This is a genomic window from Vibrio sp. SCSIO 43097, assembly GCF_023650755.1.
Classification (GTDB): domain Bacteria; phylum Pseudomonadota; class Gammaproteobacteria; order Enterobacterales; family Vibrionaceae; genus Vibrio; species Vibrio alginolyticus.
Genome location: NZ_CP071840.1, coordinates 3,146,504 through 3,162,973, shown reverse-complemented (window position 1 = coordinate 3,162,973; position 16,470 = coordinate 3,146,504). Strand labels below are relative to the sequence as shown.

General features: G+C 44.7%; 16 protein-coding genes and 1 pseudogene. 6 read left to right on the top strand and 11 right to left on the bottom strand.

Annotated elements, in window-relative coordinates; all coding sequences use genetic code 11:
- Window positions 1-54 precede the first annotated feature (54 nt).
- Window positions 55-1,137 (bottom strand): UDP-N-acetylglucosamine--undecaprenyl-phosphate N-acetylglucosaminephosphotransferase, encoded by a 1,083-nt coding sequence (wecA, locus tag J4N40_RS15240; RefSeq protein WP_171345986.1) that lies wholly within the window; start codon window positions 1,135-1,137, stop codon window positions 55-57.
- 182 nt (window positions 1,138-1,319) lie between these two features.
- Here wecA and J4N40_RS15235 point away from each other — a divergent pair, with 182 nt between their 5' ends.
- Entirely contained in the window at window positions 1,320-2,486 is a 1,167-nt protein-coding gene (locus tag J4N40_RS15235; protein ID WP_171345987.1) for a nucleotide sugar dehydrogenase, read from the top strand.
- 69 nt (window positions 2,487-2,555) lie between these two features.
- On the top strand, window positions 2,556-3,434 hold the full coding sequence (gene galU / locus J4N40_RS15230; protein ID WP_171345988.1) for a UTP--glucose-1-phosphate uridylyltransferase GalU: 879 nt from the start codon (window positions 2,556-2,558) through the stop codon (window positions 3,432-3,434).
- A 153-nt stretch (window positions 3,435-3,587) separates the two neighbouring features.
- Here the strand turns inward: galU and J4N40_RS15225 are convergent.
- Together J4N40_RS15225 and tpiA are read right to left on the bottom strand one after the other, a co-directional pair.
- Window positions 3,588-4,936, bottom strand: a pseudogene (locus J4N40_RS15225) (MBL fold metallo-hydrolase RNA specificity domain-containing protein).
- A 387-nt stretch (window positions 4,937-5,323) separates the two neighbouring features.
- A complete protein-coding gene (gene tpiA, locus J4N40_RS15220; RefSeq protein ID WP_171345990.1) occupies window positions 5,324-6,094 on the bottom strand; it encodes a triose-phosphate isomerase in 771 nt (256 codons plus the stop codon).
- 269 nt (window positions 6,095-6,363) lie between these two features.
- Here tpiA and J4N40_RS15215 point away from each other — a divergent pair, with 269 nt between their 5' ends.
- The 3 genes from J4N40_RS15215 (at window position 6,364) to J4N40_RS15205 (ending at window position 8,146) form a co-directional block, all read left to right on the top strand.
- The gene (locus J4N40_RS15215; RefSeq protein WP_017820736.1) at window positions 6,364-6,711 is read left to right on the top strand and encodes a 5-carboxymethyl-2-hydroxymuconate Delta-isomerase; all 348 of its coding nucleotides are present in this window, start codon (window positions 6,364-6,366) and stop codon (window positions 6,709-6,711) included.
- Between the two features lie 162 nt (window positions 6,712-6,873).
- On the top strand, window positions 6,874-7,296 hold the full coding sequence (locus tag J4N40_RS15210) for a DUF805 domain-containing protein (protein ID WP_171345991.1): 423 nt from the start codon (window positions 6,874-6,876) through the stop codon (window positions 7,294-7,296).
- A 556-nt stretch (window positions 7,297-7,852) separates the two neighbouring features.
- Window positions 7,853-8,146 (top strand): GIY-YIG nuclease family protein, encoded by a 294-nt coding sequence (locus tag J4N40_RS15205; RefSeq protein WP_025768346.1) that lies wholly within the window; start codon window positions 7,853-7,855, stop codon window positions 8,144-8,146.
- Here J4N40_RS15205 and J4N40_RS15200 read toward each other — a convergent pair.
- The 3 genes from J4N40_RS15200 to glpX all read right to left on the bottom strand — a co-directional run bounded on the left by J4N40_RS15200 (window position 8,140) and on the right by glpX (window position 10,663).
- Complete coding sequence (locus J4N40_RS15200; protein ID WP_053303351.1) at window positions 8,140-8,490, bottom strand: DUF3135 domain-containing protein; 351 nt, start codon at window positions 8,488-8,490, stop codon at window positions 8,140-8,142. The two genes, J4N40_RS15205 and J4N40_RS15200, sit on opposite strands and share 7 nt — an antisense overlap.
- Window positions 8,491-8,650: 160 nt before the next feature.
- Window positions 8,651-9,271 (bottom strand): helix-turn-helix transcriptional regulator, encoded by a 621-nt coding sequence (locus J4N40_RS15195; RefSeq protein ID WP_005379532.1) that lies wholly within the window; start codon window positions 9,269-9,271, stop codon window positions 8,651-8,653.
- A 384-nt stretch (window positions 9,272-9,655) separates the two neighbouring features.
- On the bottom strand, window positions 9,656-10,663 hold the full coding sequence (gene glpX / locus J4N40_RS15190) for a class II fructose-bisphosphatase (RefSeq protein WP_005383180.1): 1,008 nt from the start codon (window positions 10,661-10,663) through the stop codon (window positions 9,656-9,658).
- A 348-nt stretch (window positions 10,664-11,011) separates the two neighbouring features.
- Here glpX and zapB point away from each other — a divergent pair, with 348 nt between their 5' ends.
- Window positions 11,012-11,254, top strand: coding sequence for a cell division protein ZapB (zapB, locus tag J4N40_RS15185; RefSeq protein WP_005379536.1), 243 nt, complete (start codon window positions 11,012-11,014; stop codon window positions 11,252-11,254).
- A gap of 135 nt (window positions 11,255-11,389) precedes the next feature.
- On the opposite strand, the gene rraA is transcribed toward zapB, so the two are convergent.
- The 5 genes from rraA to ftsN all read right to left on the bottom strand — a co-directional run bounded on the left by rraA (window position 11,390) and on the right by ftsN (window position 16,247).
- Window positions 11,390-11,896, bottom strand: a complete 507-nt coding sequence (rraA, locus tag J4N40_RS15180) for a ribonuclease E activity regulator RraA (RefSeq protein ID WP_005379537.1) — start codon at window positions 11,894-11,896, stop codon at window positions 11,390-11,392.
- Window positions 11,897-11,972: 76 nt separating this feature from the next.
- Window positions 11,973-12,890 (bottom strand): 1,4-dihydroxy-2-naphthoate polyprenyltransferase, encoded by a 918-nt coding sequence (locus J4N40_RS15175; protein ID WP_005383178.1) that lies wholly within the window; start codon window positions 12,888-12,890, stop codon window positions 11,973-11,975.
- A gap of 786 nt (window positions 12,891-13,676) precedes the next feature.
- Window positions 13,677-15,008: an ATP-dependent protease ATPase subunit HslU gene (gene hslU / locus J4N40_RS15170; RefSeq protein ID WP_005397950.1), complete on the bottom strand. Its 1,332-nt coding sequence runs from the start codon at window positions 15,006-15,008 to the stop codon at window positions 13,677-13,679.
- 23 nt (window positions 15,009-15,031) lie between these two features.
- Complete coding sequence (hslV, locus tag J4N40_RS15165) at window positions 15,032-15,583, bottom strand: ATP-dependent protease subunit HslV (protein ID WP_005383176.1); 552 nt, start codon at window positions 15,581-15,583, stop codon at window positions 15,032-15,034.
- A 115-nt stretch (window positions 15,584-15,698) separates the two neighbouring features.
- Window positions 15,699-16,247 (bottom strand): cell division protein FtsN, encoded by a 549-nt coding sequence (ftsN, locus tag J4N40_RS15160; protein ID WP_047101882.1) that lies wholly within the window; start codon window positions 16,245-16,247, stop codon window positions 15,699-15,701.
- Between the last annotated feature and the right edge of the window lie 223 nt (window positions 16,248-16,470).

The following is a 16,470-nucleotide window of genomic DNA, read 5'->3' as shown; positions in this document are numbered from 1 at the left end:
GCTAAGTGACCACCAAGCAAGAGCATTTCTGGTCACTTAGCTGCATGTTTGAGGTTATAGGATTCCAGATTGCTGAACGCTAGTTGTCTTATTTAGTTTTGTCCTTAAGAAGCTAGTAATTTTCCAAATGTACGCCAAAATGATTGAGTAAATTACAAAGCACGAAATGAATAAGACGAACATCGTTACTTCTGAAATATTGGTAGCCTCACCATAAATACCGAAGCCAGCATAAAGGCTTGCAATAAAGCATATTGCAACAAGAGTCTGTTTTGGTCCAAGTCCTAGGCGTTGAAATATGTGATGAAGATGTTCACGATCAGGTTTGAATGGAGAATCGCCTCTACGAATGCGGCGGATCATTATTGCGGCCATATCCATTAAGGGCACAGCAATAAGCCAAAGAGCAGTGACTGGGCGCATTAGTGGCTCAGAATTTCCTGTTTGACTAACGCCCAGCAACAACCAGATTACAGTGAATCCGATCATCATACTACCAGCATCACCCATAAATACTTTTCGCTCTCTCCCTAGTATCCCAAGGTTCATAAAGATATAAGGAAGCATAGCTACAATGATGACCACACATAAATAAGCTAGACCATGTTGGCTATCAACTTGCAATAAAAATGCTAGTGCACCGAATGTTACAATAGAAAGACCGCCTAGCAACCCGTCGATACCATCTACCATGTTAAAGGCATTGATAGCACCAATTACTGCGATAATAGTGATTAAACTACCAGCCCAACCTAAAGACACTTCTCCAACCCCGAACATATCTCCGAGATTATTAAGCTCGAGACCAGCAACTTTCATCATTACAATCGATAAAATTGCTTGAATACCCAAGCGAACTTTAAAGCTTAGGTCGGTTTTATCATCGATTGCTCCGACCATTGTAAGTGTGCAGATGCATAACAGGTATAGCCAACTGTGCTCTATAGTATTTGGATTGAAGGTTAGATATTGAGCAAGAACTAAACAAATCGAAATGCCACCAACGAGTGGTACCGCACCATTGTGAAGCTTTCTTGCATTAGGTTTGTCAACTAATCCAATTTTCTTAGCCATCTTACGCATTAAAAAGAGGGTGGCAAAGGAAGTAAAAAAGATAAAACAGAGTTCAAGGAACATAAAAAAGCCAACGTTTATAGTATGTGTGCGTTTAATTTTAGCTCAACTTTATTGTAGGAAAAAGTTGTAATCCACAATCCTCTATTAGCAACACTAATGTGCTAGTGATGCAATCGGCTCATTTATGGCTAAATAGCGTTAATTTTGGTATCCTCTGCCAAAAATAAATGAAGGATTAATCCATGAAAATCGCAGTTGCTGGGACCGGCTATGTTGGGCTTTCTAACGCTATGCTGTTAGCTCAGAATCACGAGGTGGTCGCTTTAGATATCATTTCTGAGAAGGTTGATTTACTGAACCGACGTAAGTCGCCGATTGTTGATACTGAAATTGAACACTTTTTGGCACACAAAGAGCTAAACTTTTTGGCAACAACGGATAAGCAGAGAGCTTACCAAAACGCAGAATACGTTGTTATTGCAACTCCTACAGATTACGATCCACAAACCAATTACTTTAATACTTCTTCAGTTGAAGCTGTGATTAAAGATGTTATGTCTATCAACCCTGATGCAGTAATGGTGATTAAGTCTACTGTTCCTGTTGGCTATACTGCTCGAATTAAGGAAGAGTTGGGGTGTGAGAATGTCATTTTCTCTCCTGAGTTCTTGCGAGAGGGCAAAGCGCTTTATGATAACCTTCACCCATCACGTATCATCGTTGGTGAACGCAGTGAACGTGCCGAAGTATTTGCTAGCTTGCTGGTCGAGGGGGCTGTAAAAGACGATATTCAAGTTCTATTTACTGATTCGACAGAAGCTGAAGCAGTAAAACTATTTTCAAACACCTACCTTGCTATGCGTGTAGCATACTTTAATGAGCTAGACTCTTATGCAGAAGCTCATGGCTTGGATGCTCGTCAGATCATTGAAGGTGTTGGCTTGGATCCTCGTATCGGTAATCATTACAACAACCCATCATTTGGTTACGGTGGTTACTGCTTACCAAAAGACACTAAACAGCTTTTAGCCAATTACCAAGATGTACCAAACAACATCATTGGTGCGATTGTTGATGCTAACCGTACTCGTAAAGATTTTGTTGCTGAAGCTATTCTTAAGCGCGAACCAAAAGTTGTCGGTATTTACCGTTTAATCATGAAGGCGGGATCGGATAACTTCCGCGCTTCTTCTATTCAAGGCATTATGAAGCGTATCAAGGCGAAAGGCGTTGAGGTCGTAGTTTACGAACCCGTGCTCAAAGAAGAAGATTTCTTTAACTCTCGAGTGATTAAAAACCTGAATGAGTTCAAACAAAGTGCGGATGTGATTGTTTCTAACCGCATGGTGGAAGAGTTAGCTGACGTTGCGGATAAAGTTTACACGCGAGACTTGTTTGGTAGTGATTAAATTTTTAGTATAACGATAATATATGGCTCTCATGCATGAGGGCCTTTTTTACAGTTGGTGAATTTAAAAATGATTAAAAAGTGTCTTTTCCCTGCTGCAGGCTACGGTACTCGTTTTCTACCTGCAACAAAATCCATGCCGAAAGAAATGATGCCAGTGGTGAACAAGCCATTAATTGAATACGGTGTTGAAGAAGCCATTGAAGCGGGCATGGATGGAATGTGTATTATCACAGGTCGTGGCAAACATTCTTTGATGGACCACTTCGACAAAAACTACGAGTTGGAACATCAAATCTCAGGCACAAGTAAAGAAGCACTGTTAGATGATATCCGCTCTTTGATTGATTCAGCGAGTTACACTTACATCCGTCAACGTGAGATGAAAGGTCTTGGTCATGCTGTCTTGACCGGTCGTGAGTTGGTGGGGGATGAGCCATTTGCTGTTGTACTAGCAGACGACCTTTGTGTGAATGAAGAGCAGGGCGTATTAGCGCAAATGGTTGAGCTGTACAAGCAGTTCCGTTGCTCTATTGTGGCGGTTCAAGAAGTTCCAGAAACTGAGACCCATAAGTATGGTGTGATTGCTGGAGAGATGATCAAAGATGACATCTTCCGAATTGATAACATGGTAGAAAAGCCAGAACCAGGCACTGCACCAAGTAACTTAGCAATTATTGGTCGCTATATCTTAACGCCAGATATTTTTGATCTTATCGAAAATACGGAGCCAGGCAAAGGTGGAGAAATCCAAATTACTGACGCATTGATGCAGCAAGCTCAATCTGGTTGTGTTATTGCTTACAAATTTAAAGGTCAGCGTTTTGACTGCGGTAGTGTAGAAGGTTACATCGAGGCGACAAACTACTGCTACGAAAACCTATACAAAAAAGCGTCTAGTGCTGAGCTTGCTAAAACCCCAACCGTAAAGGTTGCTGAGCCTGCATAGTTGTTCCGTCTCGTTACTAACGTGCTTTATCACGGCTTTCTGACGTACAAAGCTTAGTTAAAGCACGTTGATATTCAAATTCTTATGCTGTTTTAACTCGTTAACAATAAGTAAGAATTAGACAGTATCGTTCTAATGTCGGCTAATATCAGTCTAATAAACTACCTCAATTCCCTCTGCTTCCAACTTTTCTCCTAACTCTTTTTTTGCTTCTTTCTCTCCATGTATCAAATGCACGGCTTTTGGTTGTGCTGGAATACCAGTAACAAACTTCAATAAATCGCTTTGGTCTGCGTGTGCAGAATATCCAGAGATGGTATGGACCAGCGCGTTGGCTTCGATTGGTTGGTTACCGATATCCACCGTGTGGCTGCCTGATTGGATTTCTCGACCTAAGGTTCCTTGCGCCTGATAACCCGCAAACAACACATCATTTCTCTCATCCGGTAAGAGTGCTTTTAAGTAATTGACGATTCTCCACCTTCGCACATACCGGATGCCGCAACGACAATCGCAGGTTCATCGGTGGAGGCTAGTCGATTTATTAATGCTTGATGTTCTCGATGGCTTTCCACAGTAATGCATTGTTCAAAGGCGAGGGGATGACGATGATTGTTGAGCTTTTGCTTTGCTTCTTTTCCCCACAGTTTTTTGAAACGGCGGTAGGTCTTCGTGACTCCTTTCGCAAGCGGTGAGTCTAGGATGATTGGCAAAGAAGACGACAAGTTGCGTTGGTGAATCAGTTGCTCAATATCGAATAACAGCTCCTGTGTACGTCCTACGCTGAAAGCTGGGATCAGAATTACACCACCGTCTCGCAGTGCGTGATCGATAATGGCGTTCAAGCGCTCAGTTCGAGTGGCTGTCTCTTCATGCTCTTTGTTGCCGTATGTGGACTCGATGAACAAATAGTCGGCACGCTTTGGCGGCATAGGATCGGGTAAGAGCGGGGTATTGGACGGACCTAGATCGCCGGAAAATACGATGATTTCATGATTGGGAAGTTTGAATTCCACGTAAGCGGAACCAAGAATGTGCCCCGCAGGCTGAAAGCGCAGGTAACATTGCTTACCAAGTTGCAGCCATTGTTGGTAGTCATGGGGTCTCAGCTGTTTTTTAATGACATTGAGGACTTGTTGACGCTGATGGAAGTTCAAACCCAGTTGCAGCTTTAATCCATCTTCTAGCATGAGCGGTACCAACTCGGCTGTTGCTTTGGTGCAGTAAATGGGGCCTTTAAATCCAGCAGCCAGTAACCAAGGTAGGCGTCCAATATGATCGATATGAGTATGAGTCAGGACTAATGCTTTGATGTGTTTAACCGGAAACTCAATATCCAATGATGCCCTGCGGTTGCCAAAATGGATGTCTTTGCCTTGGAAGAGTCCGCAATCGATCAAGATGCTACCGTGTGGCAGTTTCAATTCATGACAAGAGCCAGTGACCGTATGTTTCCCACCATGGTGAATCACATTGGCGATGTCTGATATGGGTGTTGTCATGTCGATTGCTCCTCCTTGAACAAGTATCAGTAACTATAAATCCAGTGTGCAGGGTAAGTGAATAGAGTTCGCTGGTTGGATGGAATTGAGTGGGAATAACTGGAAGTGCGATTAGGTTCTTTGTTTTGATGTAAGGTGTTTTTCGTTACTTAGCTTTGGGTTTGACACATGCGGTTAGTAGATTCCTGATGTCGCTTAGACTCCTCGGAATGACGGGATTCCTATAGGTTATGTCTGTTGTTTTGCTGGTTTGATTTGAGTGCGTGCGGAGAGTAGATTCCTGATGTCGTTGAGCTCCTTGGAGTGACAAAACTCATTAGATCGTAAGCAAACAAAAGGGATGCATGATGCATCCCTTTGTTATTTCAACTCTCAGTAAAAACGAGATTAAGCTTTTGCTTTAGCCGCTGCTTTAGCGATTGCTGCGAAGCTTTTCGCGTCTAGAGAAGCACCGCCAACTAGAGCGCCGTCGATGTCTGGTTGTGAGAAGTAAGCTTCAGCGTTTTCTGGCTTAACAGAACCGCCGTATTGGATGATTACTTGTGCTGCAACTGCTTCGTCTTTCGCTGCGATTAGTGCGCGGATAGAAGCGTGGATGCGTTGTGCATCTTCAGCTGTTGCTGCTTTACCAGTACCGATCGCCCAGATTGGTTCGTAAGCGATGATTGCGCCGTTTAGAGCTTCAACACCGTAAGTGTCGATAACTGCGTTGATTTGACGTGCGCATACTGCTTCAGTTTCGCCAGCTTCGTTTTGAGCTTCAGATTCACCGATACAGAAAACAGGCGTTAGACCGTTTTCTTTTAGGAAGTTGAATTTCTTAGCGATGAACTCGTCAGATTCGTTGTGGTATTCACGACGCTCTGAGTGACCGATGATGATGTGAGAAGCACCGAAGTCTTTCAGCATTTCTGGAGACATGTCGCCAGTGAAAGCACCGCTGTTGTTTAGGTCAGTGTTTTGTGCACCTAGGATAACTTTGTTACCGCCTTCAGCGATTACGCGCTCTGCTAGGTCGATGTAAAGTGCTGGTGGAGCGACTGCTACGTCAACACCTTCAACGCCTTCAAGTTCAGCGTTAAGACCAGTTAGCAGCTCAGTTACCATTGCTTTGCTGCCGTTTAGTTTCCAGTTACCCATCACTACAGGACGACGCATAGGAATATCTCCCTTATCTTTAATGTAAATAGTCAATTAATGTAAAAAATCTACGTAGGAATATAACAGAATAATGTGAACAGATCATGATTGGCGTCATGTCTTGTCCGGCTTTCTTTGTTGATTCGACCAAGCATCGATCCTGTTATTTTTGTCAAAAGCAACCGATTGGTGATCGCGTAGACAGAATGATAGTTCATTCCTCGGAAATTGCTGCTGAGATTGGTATTACTACGCGCTGGAATTAATTGTTGTAGAAAGGAATCAAAATGCCAAATCTCGTTTTAGAGTATTCAAACTCGGTGGAAGAACGCGTCAATGTTCAGGGGTTACTGGAGGATTTACATAAAACGGCGTTAGAAAGTGGCCTTTTTGAACTCGCGTCAGTGAAATCTAGAACGCTCCGGTGCCACAATTGGTTAATAGGAGAGGAGGGAGATAGCCTCGATTTTATCCATATCAACTTTGATTTGTTATCTGGTCGCTCCCAAGAACAAAAGCGAGAACTGTCACGAGCCTTGATGGCGACACTTCAAGAGCAAGCCAGTCACGTGCACAGTTTAACGGTCAATATCCGAGACATGGATATAGATAGCTTCCAAAAGGTAGTGAACTAGGTGGTGCTGGATTGCCCGAGAATAGCGAGGGGTTATTGTTACGAATTCTCAGCCTGGCTCTGCTTGTTATATGGGCGTTGTGGGCACCCAAGCTATCGGTGTCCTTTCCAAACTATATTGACTCGGCTAATCTATAACCTTTCTATTTTGGGGTAAAATTTGATGTCGACTAAAGAGCTACTGTTTTCTTTTCAAGGACGTATAGACCGTAAAACCTACTGGATTTGGAACGTCATTTACTATGTGTCCATTCTAGGCTTTGGTGCCGGTATCAGCCAGCTGCTTCCTACTCTCTCCTATGTGCTTCTTCCTATTTTCTTGGTGATTCTGTTGATCCCTGATTTGGCGATCACCACCAAGCGTTGGCACGACCGCAACAAATCGATCTATTGGCTAGCACTGAATATTCCGTTGATTATCGGACGAATTGCCACGCCAATGACCAGCCCTGCCGCGCAAGAGCCGTCGACCCCACAGATGTTCGTTGCTTCCATTTCTCTGATTTGTGGTTTATGGATTCTAATTGAATGTGGTCTCTTAAAGGGGACATCAGGACCAAACCAATATGGCCCTGAGCCGGAGTAATCGCTTCAAGTACCGTGCGTGCTGAAAGTAGATTCTTAGTCTCGCTAAGGCTCGCTAGAATGACGATCCTTTTTGGTTTAGAGGCTGATAAAGTCATCGTTATTCTGAGCAGAGAGGTGCGAGTGTGGTTCAGAATCTATCATCCGATTGTACGGTGGTTTAGGTGAACGGGAAAGAATAGGAGCTTGCTGATACCAGACTCTTAGTTTCGCTACAGCTCGATTGAGTGACGAGCTCCTTTGATTTAGAGTCTGTGAAAGCCATCGTCATTCTGAACAGCGAGGAACGAGGTGATTCAGAATCTATCATCCGGCTGAGCAGTGGTTAGCTGAGCGGGAAAGAATAGGAGCTTGCTGATACCAGATTCTTAGTTTCGCTAAAGCTTGATTGAGTGACGAGCTCCTTTGATTTAGAGTCTGTGAAAGCCATCGTCATTCTGAACAGCGAGGAACGAAGTGATTCAGAATCTAGGCGCAGAGTGCTCTGAGATTGAAATAAACTGCCTGAGCTTGCGAATTACAACGGAAAAGTAACAGCGAATAATGAAGGAGAATGAATCATCGATAAGACACCTTGTGTTTATATCCTAACGTCAAATAACAACGCCGTTCTCTACATAGGTGTTACCAGTCAGCTGCCCCAAAGAATATGGCAACATAAAAATGGAGTAGTGGAAGGATTTACTAAGAAATACAACGTTCATAAGCTCGTTTACTTTGAGTTATTCGACGATATGGCTAATGCTATAAACCGAGAAAAGCAGCTCAAGCAGTGGAAGCGTGAGTGGAAGTTAGCCTTGGTAAGAGAAACGAACCCTAACTTTCTCGATCTATCTACTGAGTATCAGTAAAAATCATCCCTATCTTTAAACGCATTTAAGCTAACCACATCCGCTTTTTGTGTCGGTGCCGCTTCCCCTTCTAGCGCTGCTTTGAACTTTACGACCTGTTTTTGCAACTCGTTCATCAATACCACATTGGTGTGATGAGGGTTTTTACACGTGCTGATGACTCTATCAATGTGGCTTTGTTGAGCCCACAATCTTTCTTTCATATCTTCTGATGCGCTTTCGATCATCTCTTTCGCCATCTCATGACGAAATTGCTCAAAAGCTTCTGGGTCTCGCTCTGCCATTCGAACCATTTCATCGAATGGAGGAAGCGTTTGGGACGGGATATGACGTAGATTAGACATCGATGCTCTCCAAATCCTTATGGAAATTGCCTTTAGTTACTAAAAGCCTATACCACTAGAAAGAGGAGAGAGGATGAATTCTTCAGCCGTCTCACTTATAAGAGAAGCTTTCAAGCTTGAGATTGAATAAGTGCGGCATGTCGATGTTTGGTTGTGGTGGTTACTGCAGTTGTTGGATGCGGTAAACGCAGCGTCTTTGGCCACTAATGATGTGTTCGGTACGCTCTACTTTGGTGTCACGTCCAAGTAAAGACTGAAAGACACTTAATTCTGATTGGCACAAGCTTGGGCAGCGAGTTGCGGCTTTACAAATCGGACAGTGATTTTCGATCAAGATGAATCCGTTCTCATCTTTCTCGAGCTCTGCCATATAGCCTTCTTGCTCTCTTAATGTGACGAGTGTTTCTAGTTTGCTTTGCAGAGAGTCGCATTGCTCAAGATGCTGACGATAACTTTGTAACGTGAGTTTTTCCCTTTCTGATGTGACTTTTTCCAGTCCGTCTTTGCCAAAGATATGTTCGACAGCTTCTATAAACTGAATGGTCAACTCACCGTGACGGTCAGCAAATTGCTCATGACCTTTTTGAGTGAGAGACCAATGACGAGCAGGGCGACCAACTTTTACTTTTACGTCATGGATAGAAAGAATGCCATCATCTTCTAAACTTTGCAGGTGCTGACGAGCCCCCATGGTTGTCATCCCTAGCTCAGAAGAGAGTTGTTTTGCAGTGACGGAGCCATCACGCTTAACGATTTGCAATATCCTATCTACGGTCTTCATATACCCACCATTTATACGTCAGTACATATTATGCGCGATAGGGTTAGTAAAGAAAAGTGTTGACTTAATTTGAGTGTGGATTTGTAGGGGCTATGTTCATATGAGCCAAGATATGTCGTCATTCTGAACAACGAGGAACGAAGTGATTCAGAATCCATCTTCTGGTTGAGCAATGGTTAAGGTGACCAGGAAAGAATAGGAGCTTGTTACTACTAGATTCTTAGTCTCGCTGGGGCTCGCTAGAATGACGAGTTCTTTCGATTTAGAGCTTATTAAAGTCACCGTCATTCTGAACAACGAGGAACGAGTGTGATTCAGAATCTATTGCCCGTTGTGCGGAAAGAAAGGCTCAAGCTCAGACTGAGCGAGAGCCTCGAGAAATGCTTAAAGAATAATATCGCGTACTTCTGGATCTTTACGATCTAGGTAGTGAGTCGACTTAATGCGGCGAATAGTTCGGCATCGACCGCGCACGAGCAGCGTTTCTGTGGTTGCAATATTGCCTTGACGAGAGATACCTTCCAGCAAGTCACCTTTAGTGATGCCTGTAGCTGAAAATACCACATTGTCGCTACGAGCCATGTCTTCCATTTTGAGGACAACATTCGCTTTTACGCCCATTTCATCGCAGCGTTTTAGTTCATCTGCACCGTAAATGCGGTTTTCTTCAGTATCGCCTTTTACTTCGTGACGAGGAAGCAGGCGACCGTGCATATCACCGTCTAGCGCTCGAATTACCGCTGCTGATACTACCCCTTCTGGCGCGCCACCAATACAGTACATCATGTCCACTTCACTGTCTGGCATACAAGTCAGAATAGAGGCAGCCACGTCACCATCAGGCACCGCAAAAACACGTACGCCCATTGCTTGCATTTCTGCAATAACGTCATCGTGGCGAGGTTTCGCAAGGGTAATAACGACTAGGGTATCAAGTGGCTTGTTCAGGGCTTTTGCTACGTTCTCTAGGTTTTCTTTTAACGGCTTTTCTAAGTCAATTACGCCTTTTGCACCAGGGCCAACAACCAGTTTTTCCATGTACATATCTGGCGCTTTAAGAAAGCTGCCTTTCTCACCTGCGGCAAGTACGGCTAGTGCGTTCGATTGTCCCATTGCCGTCATACGCGTCCCTTCAATCGGGTCGACAGCGATATCCACTTCATCACCACCAATACCCACTTGCTCACCAATGTACAGCATTGGCGCATCATCGATTTCACCTTCACCAATGACAATTTCACCACTGATATCTGTTTTGTTCAGTAGCGTGCGCATAACTTCAACAGCTGCGCCATCGGCTGCGTTTTTATCGCCACGGCCAAGCCATTTGTAACCAGCCAGAGCTGCACCTTCAGTCACACGGGAAAATGCCATTGCTAAATCGCGTTTCATGATGTCTCCAAGTAAGCAAGAGGGAAGAAGAATTTGCGCGGCGATTCTATCACAAGGTCGAGTGAACGTTTGCCTTTTTGCGAGGCTTTTACTTTATCTAACTTGAATTTGATCAATACTTAGGGCGATTTTCAGCGTAGCGGGACGCAAAATCCTTGCTCAAAAATGCTTCAGCGACAAGAAAAGTCAGCGTTTAGTGAGATTGCGCTGATTTTTTGACCGAATGATGCAAAATATCGAATATAGTGAGTGTTTCTCATCGCGACGCTGAGTAGAATGAACCTTATATAGGTTAGGTGTGCATCAATCTCGCACATCGTCCCAACGGAATAACATAGGTAGGCCAAGATGTCTTTTGAAGTACTAGAACAACTAGAATCTAAAATTCAAACTGCAGTTGACACAATCACTCTTCTTCAGATGGAAGTCGAAGAGCTGAAAGAAGATAAAGCTAAACTTGCGGAAGAAGCGAACGAGCTTCGCTCTCAACGTGAAGAGCTAGAGCAAAAAGCACAACAAGCACAGCAAGAGCACGCACAATGGCAAGAGCGCATTCGTGCACTACTTGGCAAAATGGACGAAGTGGAATAATTCAGCTTCTTCATTCCAAATTAAAAACACCCGCGCTAAGCGGGTGTTTGTGTTTTAGGGAAGTAGAAAATGTTAAGACAAGGCTAGGCGCTGATAGCTAAGAGAAGACCCTATAACTTAGACACCTAAGACTCGCTATGCTTCTTCATCCAACTCTAAATCAATATTCAATGGTTCAGGCGACAGGATAATTCCGGTGCTATCAGCATAAATATAATCTTCAGGTAAGAAGCTGACGCCGCCAAAGTTGACTGGTACATCCAATTCGCCAATACCCTGACTTGTCGCTCCAACAGGAATAGAAGCGAGGGCTTGAATGCCTAAGTTCATATCTTCAAGTTCATCTACTTCACGAACACAGCCGTAAACGACAATGCCTTCCCACTCGTTTTCTTCCGCAATGGTTGCGATTTCTGCATCGATAAGGGCTTTACGTAGGGAACCGCCACCGTCAATTAACAAAACGCGACCAAGTCCATCTTGCTCTAATGTCTCGCGGATCAACGAATTATCTTCAAAACACTTGATGGTGGTGATTTGCCCGGCAAATGAAGCGCGACCGCCAAAGTTACTGAACATTGGTTCAACCACATCTACCTGATCGAGGTAGATATCACAGAGTGCTGAGGTATTGTATTCCATAGCGTACCTTTCTAAACAGAAATTGGTTGTCTTTGAGTATATCTAGGCATTAAGTCAATGCAATGACAATCCTTTTTTAACTTACTAGAGTTTGAGCTACCACAATTGTTGCAAACAAAACGTTGGTGACTAGAGAGCATTTCACGATGACTGGCATCATTGGTGCTATTTGAGCAGGCTTTTGTGTATGCCAAACCGCTTTACCATGATCGGCCACGAAATAAATACTAAGTAAGAATGGCAAGCTAATCCAAACGGGTTTGTCTTGAATTAACAAGTAAGCCGCAAAGGCAAGGATAGCTCCGCCAAGTAAAATAAAGTGGTACTGTTTGGCTTTACGTTGACCTAAGCGTACCGCCACCGTGCGTTTACCACACTCTCGGTCGTTCTCTATATCACGCATATTGTTGATATTGAGGACTGCAACGGCGAGTAAACCGCAGCCTAAAGCAGGTAAGAATAGCGTGGTGTCTACGTGACCAGTATGCAAGAAGTAGGTACCGGATACGCCGAGTAGACCAAAAAACAAGAACACTGATATATCGCCAAGCCCCACGTAACCGTATGGTTTGCTACCCATGGTATAAGCAATGGCTGCGAGAATGGCCAAAATTCCCAGCCCGATAAAAGTGACAATGCTTTCCAGTGAACTTAGTGAATAGAAAACCAACACCAAGCCTGAAATGGCGGTCAGAACGATGTTAAAGATAATCGCCTGTTTCATCTGTTTGGCACTTACCGCGCCAGACTGCATCGCTCGTAATGGGCCGAGGCGTTTGTCGTTATCTGTACCTTGAACGGCATCGCCATAGTCGTTTGCCAGGTTGGACAGAATTTGCAGCAATGTCGCGGTTACGAAAGCCATGATGGCAATCGTCAGTGAGAAATGACCCGCCGAGTAGGCGAGCACGCTACCTGTTAAGATAGAGACCAATGCCAGAGGTAACGTTTTTGGACGAGCGGCTTCAAGCCAGATCTGTAGAGATTGTTTCATGGAAATTTCGTGCTAGTAACCAATGTGCCCAGTATAAGCACAAAGAGGCAGATACGCTATTGACCTAAAACAACTCAACTAGAAGTCAAAGGGTTATTCAGAATCTATCGTCCCAATAGTGCCGTGGTTAAGGTGAGTTGGAAAGAATAGGCGTCTGCTGTTAGCCGATTCTTAGTCTCGCTTGAGCTCGCTAAAATGACGAGGTCTTTTGATTTAGATGTTGTCAAAGTCACCGTCATTCTGAACAACGAGTGTGATTCAGAATCGATCATCCGATTGTGCGGTGGTGAAGGTGAGTGGGAAAGAATAGGCGTCTGCTGTTAGCCGATTCTTAGTCTCGCTTGAGCTCGCTAGAATGACGAGAGCTTTTGGTCTAGATGTTGTCTAAGTCACCGTCATTCTGAACAACGAGGAACGAGGTGATTCAGAATCTATCATCCGATTGTGCGGTGGTGAAGGCGAGTGGGGAAAGAAAGGCGTTTGCTGTTAGCAGATTCTTAGTCTCGCTTAAGCTCGCTAGAATGACCAGACCTTTTGATTTAGATGTCGTCTAAGTCACCGTCATTCTGAACAGCGAGGAACGAGTGTGATTCAGAATCTATCGTCCGATTGTGCGGTGATTAAGGTGAACGAGGAAGAGTAGGCGTCTGTTGTTACCAGATTCTTAGTCTCGCTTGAGCTCGCTAGAATGACGAGAGCTTTTGATTTAGATGTTGTCAAAGTCACCGTCATTCTGAACAACGAGCCCAGAAACAAGGTTCTGGGCTTTGGTGGGATAGATTGCGGTTAAAGAATAAAGCGGCTTAGATCTTCATCTTCAATCGTGTCGCCTAGGCGCTCTTTCACATAAGCGGAATCAATAACGAATTTAGCGCCAGATTGCTCCGCTGCGTCGTAAGAGATTTCATCCATCAAGCGTTCCATTACGGTGTGTAAGCGACGAGCACCGATGTTTTCTGTGCTTTCGTTGACCGTCCATGCCGCTTCCGCGATTTGCGTGATGCCGTCTTCTGTGAATTCGATGTCCACATCTTCCGTTTTCATCAACGCAACGTACTGCTCTGTTAGAGAGGCTTTTGGTTCTGTCAGAATGCGTTTGAAGTCGTTGCTGCTTAGTGCTTCTAGCTCAACACGAATCGGTAGACGACCTTGCAATTCTGGGATCAAGTCAGATGGTTTTGCCACTTGGAATGCACCAGATGCAACAAACAGAATGTGGTCTGTTTTTACCATGCCGTGCTTGGTTGATACCGTGCTGCCTTCAATCAATGGAAGTAGGTCGCGCTGAACACCTTCGCGTGAAACGTCTGGGCCTGAGCTCTCGCCGCGTTTACAGATCTTGTCGATCTCATCGATAAATACGATGCCGTTGTTTTCAACGTTGAAAATCGCTGCTTCTTTTAGCTCTTCTTGGTTTACCAGTTTCGCCGCTTCTTCTTCCGCTAACGCTTTCATTGCGTCTTTGATTTTCAGCTTACGTTTTTTCTTAGTGTCGCCTGCCAGGTTTTGGAACATGCCTTGCAGCTGGTTAGTCATCTCTTCCATACCAGGAGGCGCCATGATCTCTACGCCCATCTGCGGTGCGGCTACGTCGATTTCAATTTCTTTATCGTCTAGTTGGCCTTCACGCAGTTTCTTACGGAAGATCTGGCGAGTGTGAGAAGACTCTTCCGTTTGCTCTGCTTGACCCCAGCTATCACGTGCTGGTGGCAGTAGCGCATCAAGAATGCGTTCTTCCGCTTGCTCTTCTGCTCGGAATTTCACTTTCTCCATCGCTTGTTGATGCGTCATTTTCACAGCGACATCTGTTAGGTCACGGATGATGGTTTCAACTTCTTTACCAACGTAACCCACTTCGGTGAATTTTGTCGCTTCAACTTTGATGAAAGGGGCATTTGCCAGTTTTGCGAGGCGTCGTGCGATTTCAGTCTTACCAACACCAGTAGGGCCAATCATCAAGATGTTTTTTGGCGTCACTTCGGCACGCAAGCTTTCTTCAAGCTGCATGCGGCGCCAGCGGTTACGAAGTGCAATCGCAACCGAACGCTTGGCTTTTTCTTGACCGATAATGTGGCGGTTCAATTCATGAACGATTTCGCGAGGCGTCATTTCAGACATATTCTTTCCTTACTTCGTTACGATTACGCGGTTGGTTTTTCAGGCTCTACTGTTGAGTCTAGCTCTTCTACCGTGTGGTGATGGTTAGTGAAGACACAAATATCACCCGCGATATTGAGAGCTTTTTCCGCGATCTCACGAGCATCTAGATCTGTGTTTTCTAGTAGGGCGGTTGCGGCAGCTTGTGCGTAAGCACCACCAGAGCCAATCGCAATCAGGTCGTGTTCTGGCTGTACGACATCACCATTACCGGTAATGATTAACGATGCGGTTTCGTCGGCAACGGCAAGTAAGGCTTCGAGCTTGCGCAGAGCACGATCGCTACGCCAGTCTTTGGCTAGCTCAACTGCCGCTTTGGTTAGGTGACCTTGGTGCATTTGCAGTTTGCTTTCGAAGCGCTCAAAAAGGGTGAAGGCATCCGCAGTACCGCCGGCAAAGCCCGCTAGTACTTGGTTGTTGTATAGGCGGCGAACTTTGCGCGCATTACCTTTCATTACGGTATTGCCTAGAGATACTTGGCCATCACCCGCGATGACGACTTTATTATTTCGACGTACAGATACAATGGTAGTCACAGTCGACCTCTTGATTATTTCTCTTTGGATTTAATTCAGTATATGGGGGAGGAGAAATGGGGATTCAAGGGGGCAAAAAGAAAGGCCCTAGGATCTTAGCTCCTAGGGCCTGAGTTTAAAGATTTTCTTTCCAAATCGCACACGGCTCGATTTTCGCGCGTTGCAGTTTATGACGGTCACGTTCTGCATCACGTTTGAACTTATACGGACCTAGCACCACGCGATACCATGAACTGCCTTCTTTCTTACGAATCTTGCTCGACATCCCTTGGAACGCGATTGCAAGCTTACGCTCTTCGGCTTGTGCCTGGGTTTTGTACGCGCCACACTGCATGATGTAAGGAATTTTAGAAACTTCAATTTCTTTGGCCACAACTTCAACTTCACGTTTCGGTAGTGACTCAACATATTCCCATTTTTCTTCTGGTGGTGGCGGCAAGTCTTTTTTCGGCTTTGGTTTGCTTACAGTGGTTGTTGGCTGCTTCACGACTGGTTGTTTAGGTTCTGGGTCACTACTCAAAAGGTAAAGACCATAGCCAAAACCGCCCACGAGCAAGATAGCGAGCAGGCCACTGCGCCAAGGTTTTTTTCTTTTCGGCGGCTGTTTTTTTGTCGACTTTTTTGGGGCGCCTCGCCCTCGTCTTACATAATCTCTATTTGCCACGGTTATTTCTGGTCATCAAGGATTCTTGCAAATATGTTAATCCAGAACGAGTTGAGAAAACACCCTATTGATAGAATCTTGATAGCTAAAGCGCGACAACGCCCGAGTGTAGGAGTGTGTTTCCGTTCTCACTTACATTTATTCAGGGATACACAAAAAGCAGGAGGGGTAAATAAAAAAAGCGGCGCCTTAGCACCGCTTTGGGGATGAATACCTAATCTTT